At 69.3% G+C, this 19,814-nt stretch carries 17 protein-coding genes; 11 read left to right on the forward strand and 6 right to left on the reverse strand.

Annotated elements, in window-relative coordinates; translation table 11 throughout:
* Positions 1-9 precede the first annotated feature (9 nt).
* The 10 genes from uvrC (at position 10) to pgi (ending at position 11,062) form a co-directional block, all read left to right on the forward strand.
* Complete coding sequence (uvrC, locus tag ACIA8E_RS10900) at positions 10-2,046, forward strand: excinuclease ABC subunit UvrC (RefSeq protein WP_399296638.1); 2,037 nt, start codon at positions 10-12, stop codon at positions 2,044-2,046.
* The gene (rapZ, locus tag ACIA8E_RS10905; protein ID WP_399296640.1) at positions 2,043-3,047 is read left to right on the forward strand and encodes an RNase adapter RapZ; all 1,005 of its coding nucleotides are present in this window, start codon (positions 2,043-2,045) and stop codon (positions 3,045-3,047) included. Before uvrC ends, rapZ begins: the two co-directional genes overlap by 4 nt.
* Positions 3,044-4,078: a uridine diphosphate-N-acetylglucosamine-binding protein YvcK gene (gene yvcK / locus ACIA8E_RS10910; protein ID WP_399296642.1), complete on the forward strand. Its 1,035-nt coding sequence runs from the start codon at positions 3,044-3,046 to the stop codon at positions 4,076-4,078. Before rapZ ends, yvcK begins: the two co-directional genes overlap by 4 nt.
* Positions 4,069-5,058 (forward strand): DNA-binding protein WhiA, encoded by a 990-nt coding sequence (gene whiA / locus ACIA8E_RS10915; RefSeq protein WP_030919772.1) that lies wholly within the window; start codon positions 4,069-4,071, stop codon positions 5,056-5,058. Before yvcK ends, whiA begins: the two co-directional genes overlap by 10 nt.
* 261 nt (positions 5,059-5,319) lie before the next feature.
* The gene (gene gap, locus ACIA8E_RS10920) at positions 5,320-6,327 is read left to right on the forward strand and encodes a type I glyceraldehyde-3-phosphate dehydrogenase (protein ID WP_030919775.1); all 1,008 of its coding nucleotides are present in this window, start codon (positions 5,320-5,322) and stop codon (positions 6,325-6,327) included.
* Positions 6,328-6,436: 109 nt separating this feature from the next.
* Complete coding sequence (locus tag ACIA8E_RS10925; protein WP_399296646.1) at positions 6,437-7,648, forward strand: phosphoglycerate kinase; 1,212 nt, start codon at positions 6,437-6,439, stop codon at positions 7,646-7,648.
* 6 nt (positions 7,649-7,654) lie between these two features.
* Entirely contained in the window at positions 7,655-8,431 is a 777-nt protein-coding gene (gene tpiA / locus ACIA8E_RS10930; RefSeq protein ID WP_399296649.1) for a triose-phosphate isomerase, read from the forward strand.
* A 123-nt stretch (positions 8,432-8,554) separates the two neighbouring features.
* Positions 8,555-8,791: a preprotein translocase subunit SecG gene (gene secG, locus ACIA8E_RS10935; RefSeq protein ID WP_078852826.1), complete on the forward strand. Its 237-nt coding sequence runs from the start codon at positions 8,555-8,557 to the stop codon at positions 8,789-8,791.
* 109 nt (positions 8,792-8,900) lie between these two features.
* Entirely contained in the window at positions 8,901-9,236 is a 336-nt protein-coding gene (locus ACIA8E_RS10940; protein WP_078852825.1) for an RNA polymerase-binding protein RbpA, read from the forward strand.
* A 155-nt stretch (positions 9,237-9,391) separates the two neighbouring features.
* Complete coding sequence (pgi, locus tag ACIA8E_RS10945) at positions 9,392-11,062, forward strand: glucose-6-phosphate isomerase (protein WP_399296650.1); 1,671 nt, start codon at positions 9,392-9,394, stop codon at positions 11,060-11,062.
* 249 nt (positions 11,063-11,311) lie between these two features.
* Here the strand turns inward: pgi and ACIA8E_RS10950 are convergent, their stop codons facing one another.
* From ACIA8E_RS10950 to tkt, 6 genes are all read right to left on the reverse strand, one after another.
* On the reverse strand, positions 11,312-11,671 hold the full coding sequence (locus ACIA8E_RS10950; RefSeq protein ID WP_399296652.1) for a VOC family protein: 360 nt from the start codon (positions 11,669-11,671) through the stop codon (positions 11,312-11,314).
* Between the two features lie 80 nt (positions 11,672-11,751).
* Entirely contained in the window at positions 11,752-12,534 is a 783-nt protein-coding gene (pgl, locus tag ACIA8E_RS10955) for a 6-phosphogluconolactonase (RefSeq protein WP_399296655.1), read from the reverse strand.
* The gene (opcA, locus tag ACIA8E_RS10960; protein ID WP_399296657.1) at positions 12,531-13,553 is read right to left on the reverse strand and encodes a glucose-6-phosphate dehydrogenase assembly protein OpcA; all 1,023 of its coding nucleotides are present in this window, start codon (positions 13,551-13,553) and stop codon (positions 12,531-12,533) included. Before opcA ends, pgl begins: the two co-directional genes overlap by 4 nt.
* A complete protein-coding gene (gene zwf / locus ACIA8E_RS10965; protein WP_399296660.1) occupies positions 13,550-15,082 on the reverse strand; it encodes a glucose-6-phosphate dehydrogenase in 1,533 nt (510 codons plus the stop codon). Before zwf ends, opcA begins: the two co-directional genes overlap by 4 nt.
* A 5-nt stretch (positions 15,083-15,087) precedes the next feature.
* Positions 15,088-16,206 carry a transaldolase gene (gene tal / locus ACIA8E_RS10970; RefSeq protein ID WP_399296662.1) on the reverse strand — a complete coding sequence of 373 codons (1,119 nt, stop codon included), beginning with the start codon at positions 16,204-16,206 and terminating at the stop codon, positions 15,088-15,090.
* A gap of 34 nt (positions 16,207-16,240) precedes the next feature.
* Entirely contained in the window at positions 16,241-18,343 is a 2,103-nt protein-coding gene (tkt, locus tag ACIA8E_RS10975) for a transketolase (protein WP_399296664.1), read from the reverse strand.
* A gap of 367 nt (positions 18,344-18,710) precedes the next feature.
* Here tkt and ACIA8E_RS10980 point away from each other — a divergent pair, with 367 nt between their 5' ends.
* Complete coding sequence (locus tag ACIA8E_RS10980) at positions 18,711-19,664, forward strand: heme o synthase (RefSeq protein WP_389031147.1); 954 nt, start codon at positions 18,711-18,713, stop codon at positions 19,662-19,664.
* The last annotated feature ends 150 nt before the right edge of the window (positions 19,665-19,814 follow it).

Consider the following 19,814-nt stretch of genomic DNA (forward strand, 5'->3'; position numbering starts at 1 on the left):
GTGGGCACCATGGCAGACCCCTCCAGCTACCGCCCCAAGCCGGGACAGATCCCCGACTCCCCGGGGGTCTACAAATTCCGCGACGAGCACCGCCGGGTGATCTACGTCGGGAAGGCGAAGAGCCTGCGCCAGCGCCTGGCCAACTACTTCCAGGACCTGGCCGGTCTCCACCCGCGCACCCGCACGATGGTCACCACGGCCGCCTCCGTCGAGTGGACCGTCGTCGCCACCGAGGTCGAGGCGCTGCAGCTGGAGTACTCCTGGATCAAGGAGTTCGACCCCCGGTTCAACGTCAAGTACCGCGACGACAAGAGCTATCCGTACCTCGCGGTCACGCTGAACGAGGAGTTCCCGCGCGTCCAGGTCATGCGCGGCGCCAAGAAGAAGGGCGTGCGCTACTTCGGTCCGTACGGGCACGCCTGGGCGATCCGCGAGACCGTCGACCTGATGCTCCGGGTCTTTCCCGTCCGTACGTGCTCCGCCGGTGTGTTCAAGAACGCCGCGCGGACCGGCCGCCCCTGCCTCCTCGGCTACATCGGCAAGTGCTCGGCGCCCTGCGTCGGCCGGGTGACCCCGGAGGAGCACCGCGAATTGGCGGACGACTTCTGCGACTTCATGGCCGGCCGCACTGGCACGTACATCCGCCGGCTGGAGAAGGACATGATGGCGGCGGCCGAAGAGATGGAGTACGAGCGGGCGGCCCGGCTCCGCGACGACGTGGAGGCCCTCAAGCGGGCCATGGAGAAGAGCGCCGTCGTCCTCGCCGACGCCACCGACGCCGACCTGATCGCGGTCGCCGAGGACGAGCTCGAGGCCGCCGTGCAGATATTCCACGTACGCGGCGGCCGGGTGCGCGGCCAGCGCGGCTGGGTCACCGACAAGGTCGAGGCGGTCGACACCTCGGGCCTCGTCGAGCACGCCCTGCAGCAGCTGTACGGGGAGGAGAAAGGTGACTCCGTCCCCAAGGAGGTCCTCGTCCCGGCGCTTCCGGAGGACCCCGAAGCGGTCTCCCAGTGGCTCGCCGACCGCCGGGGTTCCCAGGTCAGCCTGCGCATCCCGCAGCGCGGCGACAAGAAGGACCTGATGGTGACGGTCCAGCGCAACGCCCAGCAGGCCCTGGGGCTGCACAAGACCAAGCGCGCCTCCGATCTGACGACCCGCTCCCGCGCCCTGGAGGAGATCGCCGAGGCGCTCGGCCTCGATACGGCTCCGCTGCGCATCGAATGCTTCGACATCTCCCATCTCCAGGGCGACGACGTGGTCGCGTCCATGGTGGTCTTCGAGGACGGTCTGGCCCGCAAGAGCGAGTACCGCCGCTTCCAGATCAAGGGCTTCGAGGGGCAGGACGACGTCCGCTCGATGCACGAGGTGATCGGCCGCCGCTTCAGGCGCTACCTCCAGGAGAAGGAGCGGACGGGGGAGTGGGAGGAGAGTCCGGCACCCTCCGGTGCCGTACCGGCCCCGGAGACCGCCGCCGGCGACGGCGACCCCTTCGGCAACGAGCCCCGCGAGGACGACGGCCGCCCCAAGCGGTTCGCCTACCCGCCGCAGCTCGTCGTGGTCGACGGGGGCCGGCCGCAGGTCGCCGCGGCCAAGCGGGCCCTCGACGAGCTGGGGATCGACGACATCGCCGTCTGCGGCCTCGCCAAGCGCCTCGAAGAGGTATGGCTGCCCGATGACGACGACCCCGTGGTCCTGCCCCGCTCCAGCGAGGGCCTCTACCTCCTGCAGCGCGTCCGAGACGAGGCGCACCGCTTCGCCATCACTTATCAGCGGGCCAAGCGGGCCAAGCGCATCCGCTCCAGCCCGCTGGACGCGGTCTCCGGCCTCGGCGAGACCCGGAAACAGGCGTTGATCAAGCATTTCGGCTCCGTGAAGAAGCTGAAGCAGGCGACAATCGACGAGATCTGCGAGGTTCCGGGGATAGGCCGCAGGACGGCGGAATCAGTGGCAGTCGCCCTCGCCTCGACCGCCCCGGCCGCGCCCGCCGTGAATACGGCGACAGGAGAGATCATTGAAGAGGACGACGGGGGCAGCACGTCATGACTGAGCACGAGCAGGAACACGAACACGAGCCGGACAGCGCGCACGACGGCACAGACCGCGCGCACGACAGCACGGACCGAGCAGACGGAGCAGGACAAGTGAGTACGGGCACCACGGCCGAGACGGGCGATGCCGCCGCGGCCATCCCCGAGCTGGTGATCATCTCCGGCATGTCGGGTGCCGGACGATCCACCGCCGCCAAGTGTCTGGAGGACCTCGGCTGGTTCGTCGTCGACAACCTGCCGCCCGCCCTGATCCCCACCATGGTGGAGCTCGGCGCCCGGTCCCAGGGCAATGTGGCCCGGATCGCCGTCGTCGTCGACGTGCGCGGCCGCCGCTTCTTCGACAACCTGCGGGAGTCCCTCGCCGACCTCGCGGCCAGGCACGTCACCCGGCGGATCGTCTTCCTGGAGTCCTCCGACGACGCGCTGGTCCGCCGCTTCGAATCGGTCCGCCGGCCGCACCCCCTCCAGGGCGACGGCCGCATCGTCGACGGCATCGCCGCCGAGCGTGACCTGCTGCGCGAGCTGCGCGGCGACGCCGACCTGGTGATCGACACCTCCAGCCTCAACGTGCACGAGCTGCGCGCCAAGATGGACGCTCAGTTCGCGGGGGACGAGGAGCCGGAGCTGCGCGCCACGGTGATGTCGTTCGGCTTCAAGTACGGTCTGCCGGTCGACGCGGATCTGGTGGCGGACTGCCGCTTCCTGCCCAACCCGCACTGGGTTCCCGAGCTGCGCCCGTTCACCGGACTCAACGAGGAGGTCTCGGCGTACGTCTTCAACCAGCCGGGCGCCAAGGAGTTCCTCAACCAGTACACCGAGCTGCTCCAGCTGGTTGCCGCGGGCTACCGCCGTGAGGGCAAGCGCTATGTGACCATCGCCGTCGGCTGCACGGGCGGCAAGCACCGCTCCGTCGCGATGTCCGAGAAGCTGGCCGCCCGGCTCGCCGCCGAAGGGATCGAGACTGTCCTCGTCCACCGGGACATGGGGCGCGAGTGACCAGCCGCAATCTGCGCCTGCGGCGGCTGCGGAGAGCCACCTCCGCGCTCTCCGCCCGCAAGCGTGGCGCCCAGCCCAAGGTCGTCGCACTCGGCGGCGGCATGGGCCTGTCCGCGTCGCTCGCCGCGCTGCGCCGGATCACCGGCGATCTCACCGCAGTGGTCACCGTCGCCGACGACGGCGGCTCCAGCGGCCGGCTCCGTGAGGAGCTCGGCGTCCTGCCGCCCGGCGACCTCCGCAAGGCGCTCGCCGCGCTCTGCGGCGACGACGACTGGGGCCAGACCTGGGCACAGGTCATCCAGCACCGTTTCCAGTCCAAGGGCGATCTGCACGAGCACGCGGTCGGCAATCTGCTGATCGTCGCTCTCTGGGAGCAGCTCGGCGACCATGTCCAGGCCCTGGACCTGGTCGGCAAGCTCCTCGGCGCGCACGGCCGGGTGCTGCCCATGTCCGCCGTGCCGCTGGAGCTCCAGGCGCTCGTACGGGGCCACGACCCGGCCCGCCCGGACGCCGTGGATACGGTGTGCGGCCAGGCGACGGTGGCGCTGACCCCCGGTGAGGTGCAGTCCGTACACCTCGTCCCGAACGACCCGCCGGCCGTCCCTGAGGCGGTCGACGCGGTCCTCGACGCGGACTGGGTGGTGCTCGGCCCGGGGTCCTGGTTCTCTTCGGTGATCCCGCATCTGCTCGTACCGGAACTGCTCGACGCGCTCGTCACGACGAAGGCCCGTAAGGTCCTGTCGCTGAACCTGGCACCGCAGCCCGGCGAAACTGATGGCTTCTCTCCGCAGCGTCATTTGGAGGTTTTGGGACGACACGCCCCTAAACTCGCCCTGGACGTGGTGCTGGCCGACGAAGCCGCCGTGCCCGATCGCGAGTCCCTCGCCGATGCCGCCAAGCGGCTCGGCGCCGCGGTCGAGCTGGCGCCGGTGGCCTCACCCGACGGCGTTCCGATCCATGATCCGGAGCTGTTGGCCGCCGCGTACGACCGTATTTTTCGGATGCATGGAAGGATCGGCCCATGGCGATGACGCCAGCGGTGAAGGACGAAATCTCTCGGCTTCCCGTGACCCGGACCTGCTGCAGGAAGGCAGAGGTTTCGGCGATTCTTCGGTTCGCGGGCGGGCTGCACCTGGTGAGCGGCCGGATTGTGATCGAGGCGGAGCTGGACACCGCGATGGCGGCGCGTCGGCTGAAGCGGGACATTCTCGAAATTTTCGGGCACAGCTCGGAGCTGATCGTGATGGCCCCCGGCGGGCTGCGGCGCGGCTCCCGCTATGTCGTACGGGTGGTGGCGGGCGGCGATCAGCTGGCCCGCCAGACCGGGCTGGTGGACGGTCGCGGCCGGCCCATCCGCGGGCTGCCGCCGCAGGTGGTCTCGGGGGCCACCTGCGACGCCGAGGCCGCCTGGCGCGGTGCCTTCCTGGCCCACGGCTCGCTCACCGAGCCGGGTCGCTCCTCCTCGCTGGAGGTGACCTGCCCGGGCCCGGAGGCGGCGCTCGCACTGGTCGGCGCGGCCCGCAGGCTCTCCATCGCGGCGAAGGCCCGCGAGGTGCGCGGCGTGGACCGGGTCGTCGTCCGCGACGGTGACGCGATCGGCGCCCTGCTCACCCGGCTCGGCGCCCATGAGTCGGTGCTGGCCTGGGAGGAGCGGCGGATGCGCCGTGAGGTCCGGGCCACCGCCAACCGGCTCGCCAACTTCGACGACGCCAACCTGCGGCGCTCGGCACGGGCCGCGGTGGCCGCAGGCGCCCGGGTGGGACGCGCCCTGGAGATCCTGGGTGAAGAGGTGCCCGAGCACCTCGCGGCGGCCGGACGGCTGCGCATGGAGCACAAGCAGGCCTCCCTGGAGGAGCTGGGTGCGCTCGCCGACCCGCCGCTGACCAAGGACGCGGTCGCCGGCCGGATCCGCCGGCTGCTGGCCATGGCCGACAAGCGGGCCCAGGACCTCGGTATCCCGGGGACGGAGTCCACGCTCAGCGAGGAGCTTGCCGACGGCCTGGTGGGCTGAGGTGAAACGGCGTCGAATCCCGGCCGAAGGCGGAACGCGCTCCGCCCCTGGGGATGTTGACACTCCGTAATCATCACTGCAGGTGAGGCCGAGCAACCGGAGGCCCGTACTCCTACTGGGGAGTACGGGCCTTTGCGGCGCTTCCGGCACCGCACGATGTCACTCCAGGGCCCACGGAGAGGTAGGGTCGGAGGCGGTCGGGGACATCCCATACAACTCGCCGGCGTCGAAACCCGGCGTACCTAACGAGGAGATCGGTTCGTGACGATCCGCGTAGGCATCAACGGCTTTGGCCGCATCGGTCGTAACTACTTCCGCGCGCTGCTGGAGCAGGGTGCGGACATCGAGATCGTGGCTGTCAACGACCTGGGTGACACTGCGACCACGGCCCACCTGCTGAAGTACGACACCATTCTGGGTCGTCTGAAGGCCGAGGTCAGCCACACCGCCGACAGCATCACTGTCGACGGCCACACCATCAAGGTGCTCTCCGAGCGCAACCCGGCCGACATCCCCTGGGGTGAGCTGGGCGTCGACATCGTCATCGAGTCGACCGGCATCTTCACCAAGAAGGCCGACGCCGAGAAGCACATCGCGGGCGGCGCCAAGAAGGTCCTCATCTCGGCTCCGGCCAAGGACGAGGACATCACCATCGTGATGGGCGTCAACGAGGAGAAGTACGACGCGGCCAACCACCACGTCATCTCCAACGCCTCCTGCACCACCAACTGCGTCGCGCCGATGGCCAAGGTTCTGGACGAGAACTTCGGCATCGTCAAGGGCCTCATGACGACGGTCCACGCGTACACGAACGACCAGCGCATCCTGGACTTCCCGCACTCCGACCTGCGTCGCGCCCGCGCCGCGGCGGAGAACATCATCCCGACCACGACCGGTGCCGCCAAGGCCACCGCTCTGGTGCTCCCGCAGCTCAGGGGCAAGCTCGACGGCATCGCGATGCGCGTCCCGGTCCCGACCGGCTCCGTCACCGACCTGGTCATCACGCTGGAGCGCGAGGTCACCCGCGACGAGGTCAACGCCGCCTTCCAGAAGGCCGCCGAGGAGGGCCCGCTCAAGGGCAAGCTCGTCTACACCCAGGACCCGATCGTGTCCTCGGACATCGTCTCGGACCCGGCTTCCTGCACCTTCGACTCCCTGCTCACCATGGCAGAGGGCACGCAGGTCAAGGTCATCGGCTGGTACGACAACGAGTGGGGCTACTCCAACCGCCTCGTCGACCTGACCGTCTTCGTCGGCAGCCAGCTCTGACCGTCGAATCGGCAGGCACCTCGATGTGAGCAAGGGGCTCGGACAGCGCAACGCAGCGCCGTTCGAGCCCCGTTGCATGCTTCCTCGCCCCTCCAAGGAGTCCAGCAAGATGAAGACGATCGACGAACTTCTCGCCGAAGGGGTCACCGGCAAGCGCGTATTCGTCCGCGCCGACCTCAACGTGCCGCTGAGCGGCACCACCATCACCGACGACGGCCGCATCCGCGCCGTCCAGCCGACCGTGGAGAAGCTGGCCGCGGCCGGTGCCCGGGTCATCGTCGCCTCGCACCTGGGCCGCCCCAAGGGTGCCCCGGACCCGGCCTTCTCCCTGGCCCCCGCCGCCGCCCGGCTCGGCGAGCTGATCGGCGCCGACGTGGCCTTCGCGACCGACACGGTCGGTGAGTCCGCCCGTGCCACGGTCGCCGCGCTCACCGACGGCAAGGTCGCCGTCATCGAGAATCTCCGCTTCAACCCCGGCGAGACATCGAAGGACGACGCCGAGCGCGGCGCGTTCGCCGATCAGCTCGCCGAGCTCGCCGATGTGTACGTGGGCGACGGCTTCGGAGCCGTCCACCGCAAGCACGCCTCGGTCTTCGACCTCCCGGCCCGGCTGCCGCACGCCGCGGGCGACCTGATCGCCACCGAGGTCGGCGTCCTGAAGAAGCTCACCGAGGACGTCGCGCGCCCGTACGCCGTCGTGCTCGGCGGCTCCAAGGTCTCCGACAAGCTCGGCGTCATCGACCACCTCCTGGAGCGGGCCGACCGCATCCTCATCGGCGGCGGCATGGCGTACACCTTCCTCAAGGCCCAGGGTCACGAGGTCGGCAGCTCCCTCCTGCAGGAGGACCAGATCCCGGCGGTGCTGGAGTATCTGAAGCGGGCCGAGGAGAAGGGCGTGGAGTTCGTTCTCCCCGTCGACGTCGTGGTCTCCGAGCAGTTCCCCGACCTCAAGACCAAGGCCCCGAGCCGGCACACCACCGTGCCCGCGGATGCCATCCCGGCCGGTGTGATGGGTCTGGACAACGGACCCGAGACCGACAAGCTGTACGCCTCGAAGCTCGCCGACGCCGTCACCGTCTTCTGGAACGGCCCGATGGGCGTCTTCGAGCACCCCGATTACGCCGAGGGCACCCGGGCAGTCGCCCAGGCCCTCGTCGACTCCGAGGGCTTCAGTGTCGTCGGCGGTGGCGACTCCGCCGCGGCCGTCCGCATCCTGGGCTTCGACGAGAACGCATTCGGCCACATCTCGACCGGTGGCGGCGCCAGCCTCGAATACCTCGAGGGCAAGACGCTTCCCGGCCTCGCCGCACTGGAGGACTGACCTTTCATGAGCACCCGTACCCCGCTGATGGCGGGCAACTGGAAGATGAACCTCAACCACCTCGAGGCCATCGCACACGTCCAGAAGCTCGCCTTCGCCCTGGCCGACAAGGACTACGACGCCGTCGAGGTCGCCGTCCTTCCGCCCTTCACCGACCTGCGCTCGGTGCAGACGCTGGTCGACGGCGACAAACTGAAGATCAAGTACGGCGCCCAGGACATCTCGGCACACGACTCCGGCGCGTACACCGGCGAGATCTCCGGTCCCATGCTCGCCAAGCTGAAGTGCACCTATGTGGCCATCGGCCACTCCGAGCGCCGCCAGTACCACCACGAGACCGACGAGATCGTCAACGCCAAGATCAAGGCCGCGTACAAGAACGGCCTCACCCCGATCCTGTGCGTCGGCGAGGAGGAGTCGGTCCGCGAGGAGGGGCGCCACGTCGCGCACACCCTCGCGCAGGTCGACGGCGCGCTCAAGGAGATCCCGGCCGAGCAGGCCGAGTCCATCGTGATCGCGTACGAGCCGGTCTGGGCCATCGGGACCGGCAAGGTCTGCGGCGCCGACGACGCCCAGGAGGTCTGCGGGGCCATCCGCGGCCGGCTCGCCGAGCTGTACTCCCAGGAGCTGGCCGACGCGGTCCGCATCCAGTACGGCGGCTCGGTGAAGTCGGGGAATGTCGCGGAGATCATGGCAAAGCCCGACATCGACGGTGCACTGATCGGTGGCGCCGCTCTCGACGCGGACGAATTTGTCAAGATCGTCCGCTTCCGCGACCAGTGAGTATGCGGTAGCGCGGATCCGTCGTACCCTTGCGGGGGCCGAGGAGGTGCGTCCTCCCGGCCCCCGTTGTCCGTCAGATCCGTTAGAGCAGTCCAAGGGAATTCCGGAAAGTAGGGACCAGCCGTGGTTATGGGGTTCTCGATCGCCCTGATCGTCTTCAGCCTGCTGCTGATGCTGCTGGTGCTGATGCACAAGGGAAAGGGCGGCGGCCTCTCCGACATGTTCGGTGGCGGTATGCAGTCGTCCGTCGGTGGCTCGTCGGTCGCCGAGCGAAACCTCGACCGGATCACCGTGGTGGTCGGTCTGGGATGGTTCGCGTGCATTATTGTGCTTGGTCTGCTGATGAAGCTGGACAACTGACCCGTCGTCCGCGATTCCCGGTGAGGGTGTAACTCCTTTCACTGGACGCGCGTTGGGCCTTACGTAGACTGGGGCATCTTCGAGCACCATCACGCAGGGAGTTACGACCGTGGCAAGTGGCAACGCGATCCGGGGAAGCCGGGTCGGAGCGGGGCCGATGGGGGAGGCCGAGCGGGGCGAGTCCGCGCCGCGCCTCCGCATCTCCTTCTGGTGCTCGAACGGGCACGAGACGCAGCCGAGCTTCGCCAGTGACGCGCAGACACCGGAGACTTGGGACTGCCCGCGCTGTGGTTTCCCGGCCGGCCAGGACCGGGACAACCCGCCGGACCCGCCGCGCACCGAACCGTACAAGACGCACCTCGCGTATGTACGCGAGCGGCGCAGCGATGCGGACGGCGAGGCCATCCTCGCCGAGGCCCTCGCAAAACTCCGGGGCGAAATCTAACAGTTGTTCACCGGCCGGTCACCCCCAGGGTGCCCGGCCGGAGTGCATTTGTCGGCGCCGCAGCTTTCTGTCGCCTAGTCCACCCCTCTGATCAATTAGGTTGGAGGGGCAGCGGGGCATGTGCAGGCACGAGAAGAAGTGGGCTGATATCCGGGATGAACGCACAAAGCCGAACCAAGCTCAATCAGACGCCCGAATGGACCGCTCTCGGCAAGCACCGTGAGCAGCTCGGCCAGACCCATCTGCGGCAGTTGTTCGCGGACGATCCCGAGCGCGGCACCGGATACACCCTCCGGGTCGGCGATCTGTATCTCGACTACTCCAAGCACCTGGTCACCGACGAGACGCTTCGGCTGCTGCGCGAGCTCGCCGACGCCACCGGTGTCGCCGGTCTGCGAGACGCCATGTTCCGTGGCGAGAAGATCAACACCACCGAGGACCGCGCCGTCCTGCACACCGCGCTGCGCGCCCCGCGCGACGCGGTCATCGAGGTCGACGGCGAGAACGTGGTGCCCGCCGTGCACGCCGTGCTCGACAAGATGGCGGCTTTCGCCGACCGCATCAGGTCGGGGGAGTGGACCGGTCACACGGGCAAGCGGATCAAGAACGTCGTCAACATCGGCATCGGCGGCTCCGACCTCGGTCCCGCCATGGCGTACGAGGTGCTGCGCTCCTTCACGGACCGCTCGCTCACCGTCCGCTTCGTGTCCAACGTCGACGGCGCCGACCTGCACGAGGCCGTCCGTGACCTCGACCCGGCCGAGACACTCTTCATCATCGCGTCGAAGACGTTCACCACGATCGAGACCATCACCAACGCCACCTCCGCCCGCAACTGGCTGCTGACCGGACTGCGCGCCGACCAGGACGCCGTAGCGAAGCACTTCGTGGCGCTGTCGACGAACGCCGAGAAGGTCGCGGAGTTCGGCATCGACACCGCCAACATGTTCGAGTTCTGGGACTGGGTCGGCGGCCGCTACTCGTACGACTCCGCCATCGGCCTCTCGCTGATGATCGCCATCGGCCCGGACCGGTTCCGCGAGATGCTCGACGGCTTCCACCTCGTCGACGAACACTTCCGCACCGCCCCGCCGGAGACCAACGCGCCGCTGCTGCTGGGCTTGTTGGGCGTCTGGTACGGCGCGTTCTTCGATGCCCAGTCGCACGCCGTGCTGCCGTACAGCCATTACCTGTCCAAGTTCACCGCCTACTTGCAGCAGCTGGACATGGAGTCCAACGGCAAGTCCGTGGACCGGGACGGCCATCCGGTCGAGTGGCAGACCGGACCGGTCGTCTGGGGCACGCCCGGCACCAACGGGCAGCACGCCTACTACCAGCTGATCCACCAGGGCACCAAGGTCATCCCGGCCGACTTCATCGGCTTCGCCGAGCCGGTCGCCGACCTGCTGCCCGGGCTGGTCGCCCAGCACGATCTGCTGATGGCCAACTTCTTCGCCCAGACCCAGGCGCTCGCCTTCGGCAAGACGCCGGACGAGGTCCGTGCGGAGGGCGTGGCCGAGGAGCTCGTGCCGCACAAGACGTTCCGGGGGAACCACCCCACGACCACGATCCTGGCCGACCGGCTGACGCCGTCCGTCCTCGGCCAGCTGATCGCGCTGTACGAGCACAAGGTCTTCGTCCAGGGCGCCATCTGGAACATCGACTCGTTCGACCAGTGGGGCGTCGAGCTCGGCAAGGTCCTTGCCAAGAAGATCGAACCGGTGCTGACCCGGACGGCGACATCGGCCGCGGCGGGGGGCGGCGAGCAGCTGGACAGCTCGACCGCCGCACTGGTCGCCGCGTACCGCACGCGCAGGGGTCGCTGAGCCGGACGAGCCCGGGGGAGAGGGCGGGGCGGCTTCGGCCGCCGAACAGCACGCCGGACCCGAGCGCCGGCGGCCGGGAGACCGCTGACCGCGACGGTCCTCGGCGTGGCGTGTGCCGTCCTCTTCCCCGTCGGTGGCTCGTACGGCGCCGCCGCCTCCAGGGCCTCCAGGGCATCAACTTCGCATGCGAGGCCGTACCCGGACTGCTGGAGGCCTTCCCGGGTGCACCCCGCCGACCGCCCGACCAGGTCAGCCGTGCGTCGTGTCGATGACGCAGAAGCGGTTGCCCTCGGTGTCCGCGAGCACCACGAAGTCCGGGTCCTGCGGATACAGCTGCCAGTCGACCCGGGCGGCCCCGAGCGTGAGCAGCCGCTCCACCTCGGCGTGCTGCTCCTCGGTGTACAGGTCCAGATGGACCCGGGGGACCTCCTGCACGGGGGACTCGCTCAGCCCCAGGGACAGCCCGACGCCCTGCCCGTCGGCCGGCACCAGCACCACCCAGCCGTCCGTGGCCGACTCACGCTCCACATAGCCGAGCGCCGCCGTCCAGAAGGCGGCCGCCCGGCGGACGTCCGACGCACCCATCACCACGGTTCCGATACGCACCATGGCCGGAGCCTTTCACGGCGAAGGCCCGGTCCGCTCCTGGGAGCGGACCGGGCCCGACGTACAGCAGTGCTGACGACCGCTCAGGGAGAGGCCGGCGGATACAGTGCGCGCGGCAGCCGGGAGGCCGCCGCAGCGTCCAGCAGCCACAGAGTGCGGCTGCGTCCGTACGCGCCCGCCGCCGGGGCCTGGATCTCCCCGCCGCCCGACAGTGCGATCTCCGCGGCCTCCGCCTTGTCCTCGCCCGCCGCGAGCAGCCACACCTCGCGCGCCGCCCGGATCGCGGGCAGCGTCAGCGAGACCCGGGTGGGCGGCGGCTTGGGAGCGCCGTGCACACCGACGACGGTGCGCTCGGTCTCCCGTACCGCGGGCAGCTCCGGGAAGAGCGACGCGACATGCGTGTCCGGGCCCACGCCCAGCATCAGCACATCGAACGTCGGCACCGGGCCGTGGTCCTCCGGACGGGCCGCGGCGGCCAGTTCGTCGGCGTAGGCGGCCGCGGCGGCGTCGGCGTCGTTGCCGCAGGGGCCGTCCGACGCGGGCATCGCATGGACCAGGGACGGGTCCAGCGGCACCGAGTCCAGCAGAGCCTGGCGGGCCTGCGTGACATTGCGCTCCGGATGGCCCTCCGGCAGGAACCGCTCGTCGCCCCACCACAGTTCGAGCCGCGACCAGTCGATCGCGTCCCGGGCGGGCGCCTCGGCGAGAGCGGCCAGCAGGCCGTTGCCGTTGCGTCCGCCGGTGAGTACCACCGAGGCGTGACCGCGCGCGGCCTGGGCGTCCACGATCTTCGTGATCAGCCGGGCCGCGGCGGCCTGCGCCATCAGCTCCTTGTCGCGGTGCACGACAAGTTGAGGGGCACTCACTTCGCTGCCGCCTTCTTCGCCGCAGTCTTCTTCGCGGCTGCCGGTGCGGCGGCGGTGGCGGGCTTCTCCGGATCGGCGGGCTTCGGCTCCGCCGCGCCGCCGAGCCGGTCCACGCCGAACTTCACCGCGGACGCGTAGATGTTGTCCGGGTCGAGACGCCGCAGTTCCTCGGCGAGCAGTTCGGCGGTCTCCCGTCGCTTGAGCGCCACCGCGCGGTCCGGCTGCCCCTCCATGCAGAGCGTGGCCAGCGAACCGTCGGGCCGGTCCAGGACGATGGTGCCGCCCTTGGTCTGCATCCGTACGGCCGTCAGACCGGGACCGTCGGAATGCGTGCGCTCCACGGGCACGCCCAGCCGGTCCGCGAGCCACATGGCAAGCAGCTCACAGCTCGGGTTCTCGGACTCGCCCTCGACCGTCGCCGAGACGACATCGGCGGGCTTCTGGTCGAGTGCGGCCGCGAGCATCGAGCGCCACGGCGTGATGCGGGTCCAGGACAGATCGGTGTCGCCCGGGGTGTACGACTTGGCGCGCACCGCGAGTTCGGCGCTCGGGTGCTCCGCCGAATACGCGTCCGTGATCCGGCGCTGGGCGAGTGCGCCCAGCGGATCATTGGCCGGGTCCTCGGGCGCACCCTCGGGCCACCACACCACGACCGGGGCGTCCGGCAGCAGCAGTGGCAGGACCACCGACTGGGCGTGGTTGGCAAGTTCCCCGTGCAGGCGCAGCACGATGGTCTCGCCGGAGCCCGAGTCGGAACCGACCCGCACCTCGGCGTCGAGCCGTGCGTCGCGCCGGCTGCGCGGCGAGCGGCTGACCCGCTTGATCACCGCGATGATGCGCGAGGGGTGCTCGCGCGAGGAGTCGCCGGCCGACTTCAGAGCGTCGTACGCGTTCTCCTCGTCGGTGACGACCACCAGGGTCAGCACCATGCCGACAGCCGGGGAGCCGGCGGCACGCCGGGCCGACACCAGCGCCTGGTTGATCTTGCTGGAAGTGGTTTCCGTGAGATCGATCTTCATGGCCGACGCCAGCTCCGTCCGTCTCGTGCGAGCATCTCGTCCGCCTCGGCCGGACCCCAGGTGCCCGCCGGGTACTGCGCGGGCTTGCCGTGCTTGTCCCAGTACTCCTCGATCGGGTCGAGGATGTTCCAGGAGAGTTCGACCTCCTGGTGGCGGGGGAAGAGGTTGGCGTCGCCGAGCAGCACATCGAGGATGAGCCGCTCGTACGCCTCCGGGCTGGACTCCGTGAACGACTCGCCGTAGGCGAAGTCCATCGTGACGTCCCGGACCTCCATCGAGGTGCCGGGGACCTTGGAGCCGAAGCGCACCGTGACACCCTCGTCCGGCTGCACCCGGATGACCAGGGCGTTGCCGCCCAGCTCCTCCGTCGCACCGGACTCGAAGGGCAGGTACGGTGCGCGCTTGAAGACGACCGCGATCTCGGTGACCCGGCGGCCGAGCCGCTTTCCGGTCCGGAGGTAGAACGGCACGCCCGCCCAGCGGCGGTTGTTGATCGTCAGTTTGATCGCGGCGTAGGTGTCGGTCTTCGACTTGGGGTCGATACCGTCCTCCTCGAGGTAGCCGAGCGCTTCCTCGCCGCCCTGCCACGCGTGCGCGTACTGGCCGCGCACGGTGTGCTTGCCCAGGTCCTGCGGCAGCTCCACCGCCGTGAGCACCTTGAGCTTCTCGGTCACCAGGGCCTTCGGGTGGAAGGAGCCGGGCTCCTCCATCGCCGTCAGCGCCAGCAGCTGGAGCAGGTGGTTCTGGATGACGTCACGGGCTGCCCCGATGCCGTCGTAGTAGCCGGCCCGGCCGCCGATGCCGATGTCCTCGGCCATCGTGATCTGGACATGGTCGACGTACGACCGGTTCCAGATCGGCTCGAACATCGTGTTGGCGAAGCGCAGCGCCAGGATGTTCTGGACCGTCTCCTTGCCCAGGTAGTGGTCGATCCGGAAGACCTCGTTGGGCGGGAACACATCGTGCACGAGCTGGTTGAGCTCCTGCGCGCTGGCGAGGTCGTGGCCGAACGGCTTCTCGATGACGGCGCGCCGCCAGGAACCCTCCTTCTGGTCCGCCAGCCCGTGCTTCTTGAGCTGCTGGACGACCTTGGGGAAGAACTTCGGCGGCACGGACAGGTAGAAGGCGAAGTTGCCGCCCGTGCCCTGTTCCTTGTCGAGCTCCTGGATGGTGGCCTTGAGGTTCTCGAAGGCATCGTCGTCGTCGAAGTTTCCCTGGACAAAGCGCATCCCCTGGATGAGCTGCTGCCAGACCTCCTCACGGAACGGCGTACGCGCGTGCTGCTTGACGGCGTCGTGGACCTCCTGCGCGAAGTCCTCGTCGTGCCACTCGCGGCGCGCGAAGCCGATGAGCGAGAAGCCCGGCGGCAGCAGGCCGCGGTTGGCCAGGTCGTAGATGGCGGGCATCAGCTTTTTACGGGACAAATCGCCCGTGACGCCAAAGATGACCAGGCCCGACGGCCCCGCGATACGCGGGAGCCGGCGGTCCTGGGCGTCACGGAGCGGGTTGGCTCCGGGAACACCAGACAAAGTGGTCAGCCCTCCGAAGGGGCGAGGCGCTTGAGCTCCGCCTCGGTGGAGTTGAGCAGATCGATCCAGGACGCCTCGAACTTCTCGACGCCCTCGTCCTCGAGGAGCTGCACGACGTCGTCGTAGGAGATCCCGAGCTTCGCGATCGCGTCGAGCTCGGCCCGCGCCTGGGCGTAGGTGCCGGCGATGGTGTTGCCGGTGACCTCCCCGTGGTCGGCCGTGGCCTCCAGGGTGGCCTCGGGCATGGTGTTCACCGTGCCGGGGGCGACCAGGTCGACGACGTACAGCGTGTCCTTGTACGCGGGGTCCTTCACGCCGGTGGAGGCCCACAGCGGACGCTGCCTGTTGGCCTGCACCTTGTCCAGGGCGGCCCAGCGGTCGGAGGAGAAGACCTCCTCGTACGCCTGGTAGGCCAGCCGGGCGTTGGCGAGCGCCGCCTTGCCCTTCAGCGCCTTGGCCTCGTCGGTGCCCAGCGCGTCGAGCCGCTTGTCGATCTCGGAGTCCACGCGGGACACGAAGAACGAGGCCACCGAGTGGATCCTGGAGAGGTCCAGGCCCGCGGCCTTCGCCTTCTCCAGGCCCGCCAGGTAGGCGTCCATGACCTCGCGGTAGCGCTCCAGCGAGAAGATCAGCGTGACGTTGACGCTGATGCCCCTGCCGATGACCTCGGTGATGGCCGGCAGACCGGCCTTCGTCGCCGGGATCTTGATGAGCGTGTTCGGCCGGTCCACCAGCCAGGCCAGCTGCTTGGCCTCGGCGATCGTGGCGTGGGTGTGGTGGGCCAGCCGCGGGTCGACCTCGATGGAGACCCGGCCGTCCTGGCCGTCCGTGGCGTCGAAGACCGGCCGCAGGATGTCGGCGGCGTCACGGACGTCCGCCGTCGTGATCATGCGGATGGCCTCGTCGACGGTGACCTTGCGGGTCGCGAGGTCGGTGAGCTGCTGCTCGTAACCGTCGCCGTGCGAGATGGCCTTCTGGAAGATCGACGGGTTGGTGGTGACGCCCACGACGTGCTGCTGGTCGATCAGTTCGGCGAGGTTGCCGGACGTGATCCGCTTGCGCGACAGGTCATCGAGCCAGATCGCCACGCCCTCGTCGGAGAGGCGCTTGAGTGCGTCTGTCATGAGAATTGCATCTCCTACTAGTCGTATAACGGCGTCAGCGCGTGACGTCGGCGAGAGATTCCCGCGCTGCGGCGGCCACGTGCTCGCCGGTGAAGCCGAACTCGCGGAAGAGGACCTTGGCATCGGCCGAGGCACCGAAGTGCTCCAGCGACACGATCCGGCCGGCGTCGCCGACGTACCGGTACCAGGTGAGGCCGATGCCCGCCTCGACGGCGACGCGGGCCTTCACGGACGGCGGCAGAACGCTGTCCTTGTACGCCTGGTCCTGCTCCTCGAACCACTCGACGGACGGCATCGACACGACCCGGGTCGGGATGCCGGCGGCCTGCAGCTCCTCGCGCGCCTCGACGGCGAGGTGCACCTCGGAACCGGTGCCGATCAGGAGGACCTGCGGCTCGGCGCTCTGCCCGTCGGTCCCTTCGGAGTCGAAGAGCACGTAGCCGCCCTTGGCCGCGTCCTCGTTCGCCTCGTACGTCGGCACGCCCTGGCGGGTCAGCGCCAGGCCGTGCGGGGCGCCCTTGCCGAACACCTTGGTGTAGCGGCGCAGGATCTCGCGCCAGACGATCGAGGTCTCGTTGGCGTCGGCCGGGCGGACGATGTTCAGGCCCGGGATGGCGCGCAGCGAGGCCAGGTGCTCCACCGGCTGGTGGGTCGGGCCGTCCTCGCCGAGGCCGATCGAGTCGTGCGTCCACACGTACGTCACCGGCAGGTGCATCAGCGCGGACAGACGCACGGCGTTGCGCATGTAGTCGGAGAACACCAGGAAGGTGCCGCCGTAGATGCGGGTGTTGCCGTGCAGTGCGATGCCGTTCATGGCCGCGGCCATGGCGTGCTCGCGGATACCGAAGTGGATCGTTCGGCCGTACGGGTCCGCGCCCGGCAGCGGGTTGCCCGCCGGGAGGAACGACGACGTCTTGTCGATCGTGGTGTTGTTCGAGCCGGCGAGGTCGGCGGAACCGCCCCACAGCTCAGGGATGATCTCGCCGAGCGCCTGGAGCACCTTGCCGGAGGCGGCGCGGGTGGCGATCGCCTTGCCCGGCTCGAAGACCGGAAGCTTGTCCTCCCAGCCCGCGGGCAGCTCGCCCGCCGCGATCCGGTCGAACTCGGCGGCGCGCTCCGGGTTGGCGGTGCGCCACGCGGCGAACTTCTTCTCCCACTCGGCCTTGGCCTCGCGGCCGCGGTCCAGCGCCTCGCGGGTGTGCGAGATGACCTCGTCGGAGACCTCGAAGGTCTTCTCCGGGTCGAAGCCCAGGACCTTCTTGGTCGCGGCGACCTCGTCGTCGCCGAGCGCCGAACCGTGCGAGGCCTCGGTGTTCTGGGCGTGCGGCGCCGGCCAGGCGATGATCGAGCGGGCCGCGATGAACGACGGACGCTCGGTCTCGGCCTTGGCCGCCTGCAGCGCGTTGTACAGACCCACCGGGTCCAGGTCGCCGTTGGGCAGCTGGGCGACGCGCTGGACGTGCCAGCCGTACGCCTCGTACCGCTTCAGGGTGTCCTCGGAGACCGCCGTCTCCGTGTCGCCCTCGATGGAGATGTGGTTGTCGTCCCAGAGCAGGACCAGGTTGCCGAGCTTCTGGTGCCCGGCCAGCGAGGACGCCTCCGCGGAGATGCCCTCCTGCAGGCAGCCGTCACCAGCGATGGCCCAGACCATGTGGTCGAACGGGGAGGTCCCGGGGGCCGCCTCAGGGTCGAACAGACCACGCTCGTAGCGGGCGGCCATCGCCATTCCCACGGCGTTGGCGACACCCTGGCCCAGCGGGCCCGTCGTCGTCTCGACACCGGTGGTGTGGCCGTACTCCGGGTGCCCGGGGGTCTTCGAACCCCAGGTGCGGAACGCCTTGAGGTCATCGAGCTCCAGGCCGTACCCGGCCAGGTAGAGCTGGATGTACAGGGTCAGGCTGGTGTGGCCCGCCGAGAGCACGAACCGGTCGCGGCCCGTCCAGTCCGCGTCGGCGGGGTCGTGCCGCATCACCTTCTGGAAAAGGGTGTACGCGGCGGGAGCCAGGCTCATCGCCGTACCCGGGTGGCCGTTTCCGACCTTCTGTACGGCGTCGGCGGCAAGGACGCGGACAGTGTCCACGGCCCGCTGGTCCAATTCGGTCCACTGGAGGTCTGTGGTGGTCGGCTTGGTGCTCACCCTGAGTCAGGGCTCCTCTCCACTGTTGTAAACCGGTGACTGTGACCGCACCGGACATTGTCGAGCCTACCCCCGACAGAACCCGCAATTTCCGGGTGCTTTCCAGGGTGCAGGCGACCCGCGAAGTTCGCCTCCCGTATGAGCGGGAGGGCTCACTTCTGCGCTACTCCGATGAGCGCCACTCCTTACTTATGCGCCTCTCTTGAGCGGCGCATCCGCGCCGCTCACGCACAGCACTTCTGTGCCACTCCAACACGACCCCACCCCCGCGAAGGACGGCCTGTCCCCAACGTCTACAGTGGTCTGGTTCGCGCAAGTCTTCACTGGGCCTTCATGCCCGGAGCTTGCTGGGATTTCTCTGTCAGGGGTGTGCGTGACGGCCGTCGAGTCCCGACCCGCAGGGGTCGCCTTGACTCCGAGCCCAGGGGGCCATCGCCCGTTCGGGGCCCGTGTCAAGGCATTCGTGGCGCTGACCAAGCCGCGGATCATCGAGCTGTTGCTTATCACCACTGTTCCGGTGATGTTCCTGGCCGCTCAAGGTGTGCCCGACCTGTGGCTCGTACTCACTACCACCATCGGCGGGTATCTCTCCGCAGGCGGTGCCAATGCGCTCAACATGTATATCGACCGCGACATCGACGCGTTGATGGACCGTACGTCGCAGCGCCCGCTGGTGACCGGCATGGTGAGCCCGCGCGAGTGCCTGGCCTTCGGTATCGCGCTCGCGGTGATCTCGACGGTCTGGTTCGGACTGCTGGTCAACTGGCTGTCGGCGGCGCTGTCGCTCGGTGCCCTGCTCTTCTACGTCGTCGTCTACACGATGCTGCTGAAGCGCCGCACCGCACAGAACATCGTCTGGGGCGGAATCGCGGGCTGCATGCCGGTCCTCATCGGCTGGTCCGCCGTCACGAACTCGCTGTCGTGGGCCGCCGTCATCCTCTTCGCCGTCATCTTCTTCTGGACGCCGCCGCACTACTGGCCGCTGTCGATGAAGGTGAAGGACGACTATGCCCGGGTCGGCGTTCCGATGCTTCCGGTCATTGCCTCCAACCGGGTGGTGGCCCGCCAGATCGTCATCTACAGCTGGGTCATGGTGGCCGTCTCGCTGCTGCTGACCCCGCTCGGCTACACCGGCTGGTTCTACACCTCGGTGGCGCTGCTGACCGGCGGGTTCTGGCTCTGGGAGGCGCACGGCCTGCAGAACAGGGCCAAGGCCGGCGTGTCCGGTGCCAAGCTCAAGGAGATGCGACTGTTCCACTGGTCGATCACCTATGTTTCGCTGCTGTTCGTCGCCGTCGCGGTGGACCCGTTCCTGCGGTGACACCGCTTCCGCTCCTGCCGACGGGGGGGGGGGGGGGGGGGGGGGGGGGGGGGGGGGGGGCGGGGCGCGCGCCCGGGGGGTGGGGGGGGGGGGCGGGGGCCGCCCCCCCCCCCCCCGCGGCGAAGCCCGGCCCCCCGAGGAAGCGGGCGC

The organism is Streptomyces sp. NPDC051664, assembly GCF_044453545.1.
Lineage (GTDB): Bacteria > Actinomycetota > Actinomycetes > Streptomycetales > Streptomycetaceae > Streptomyces.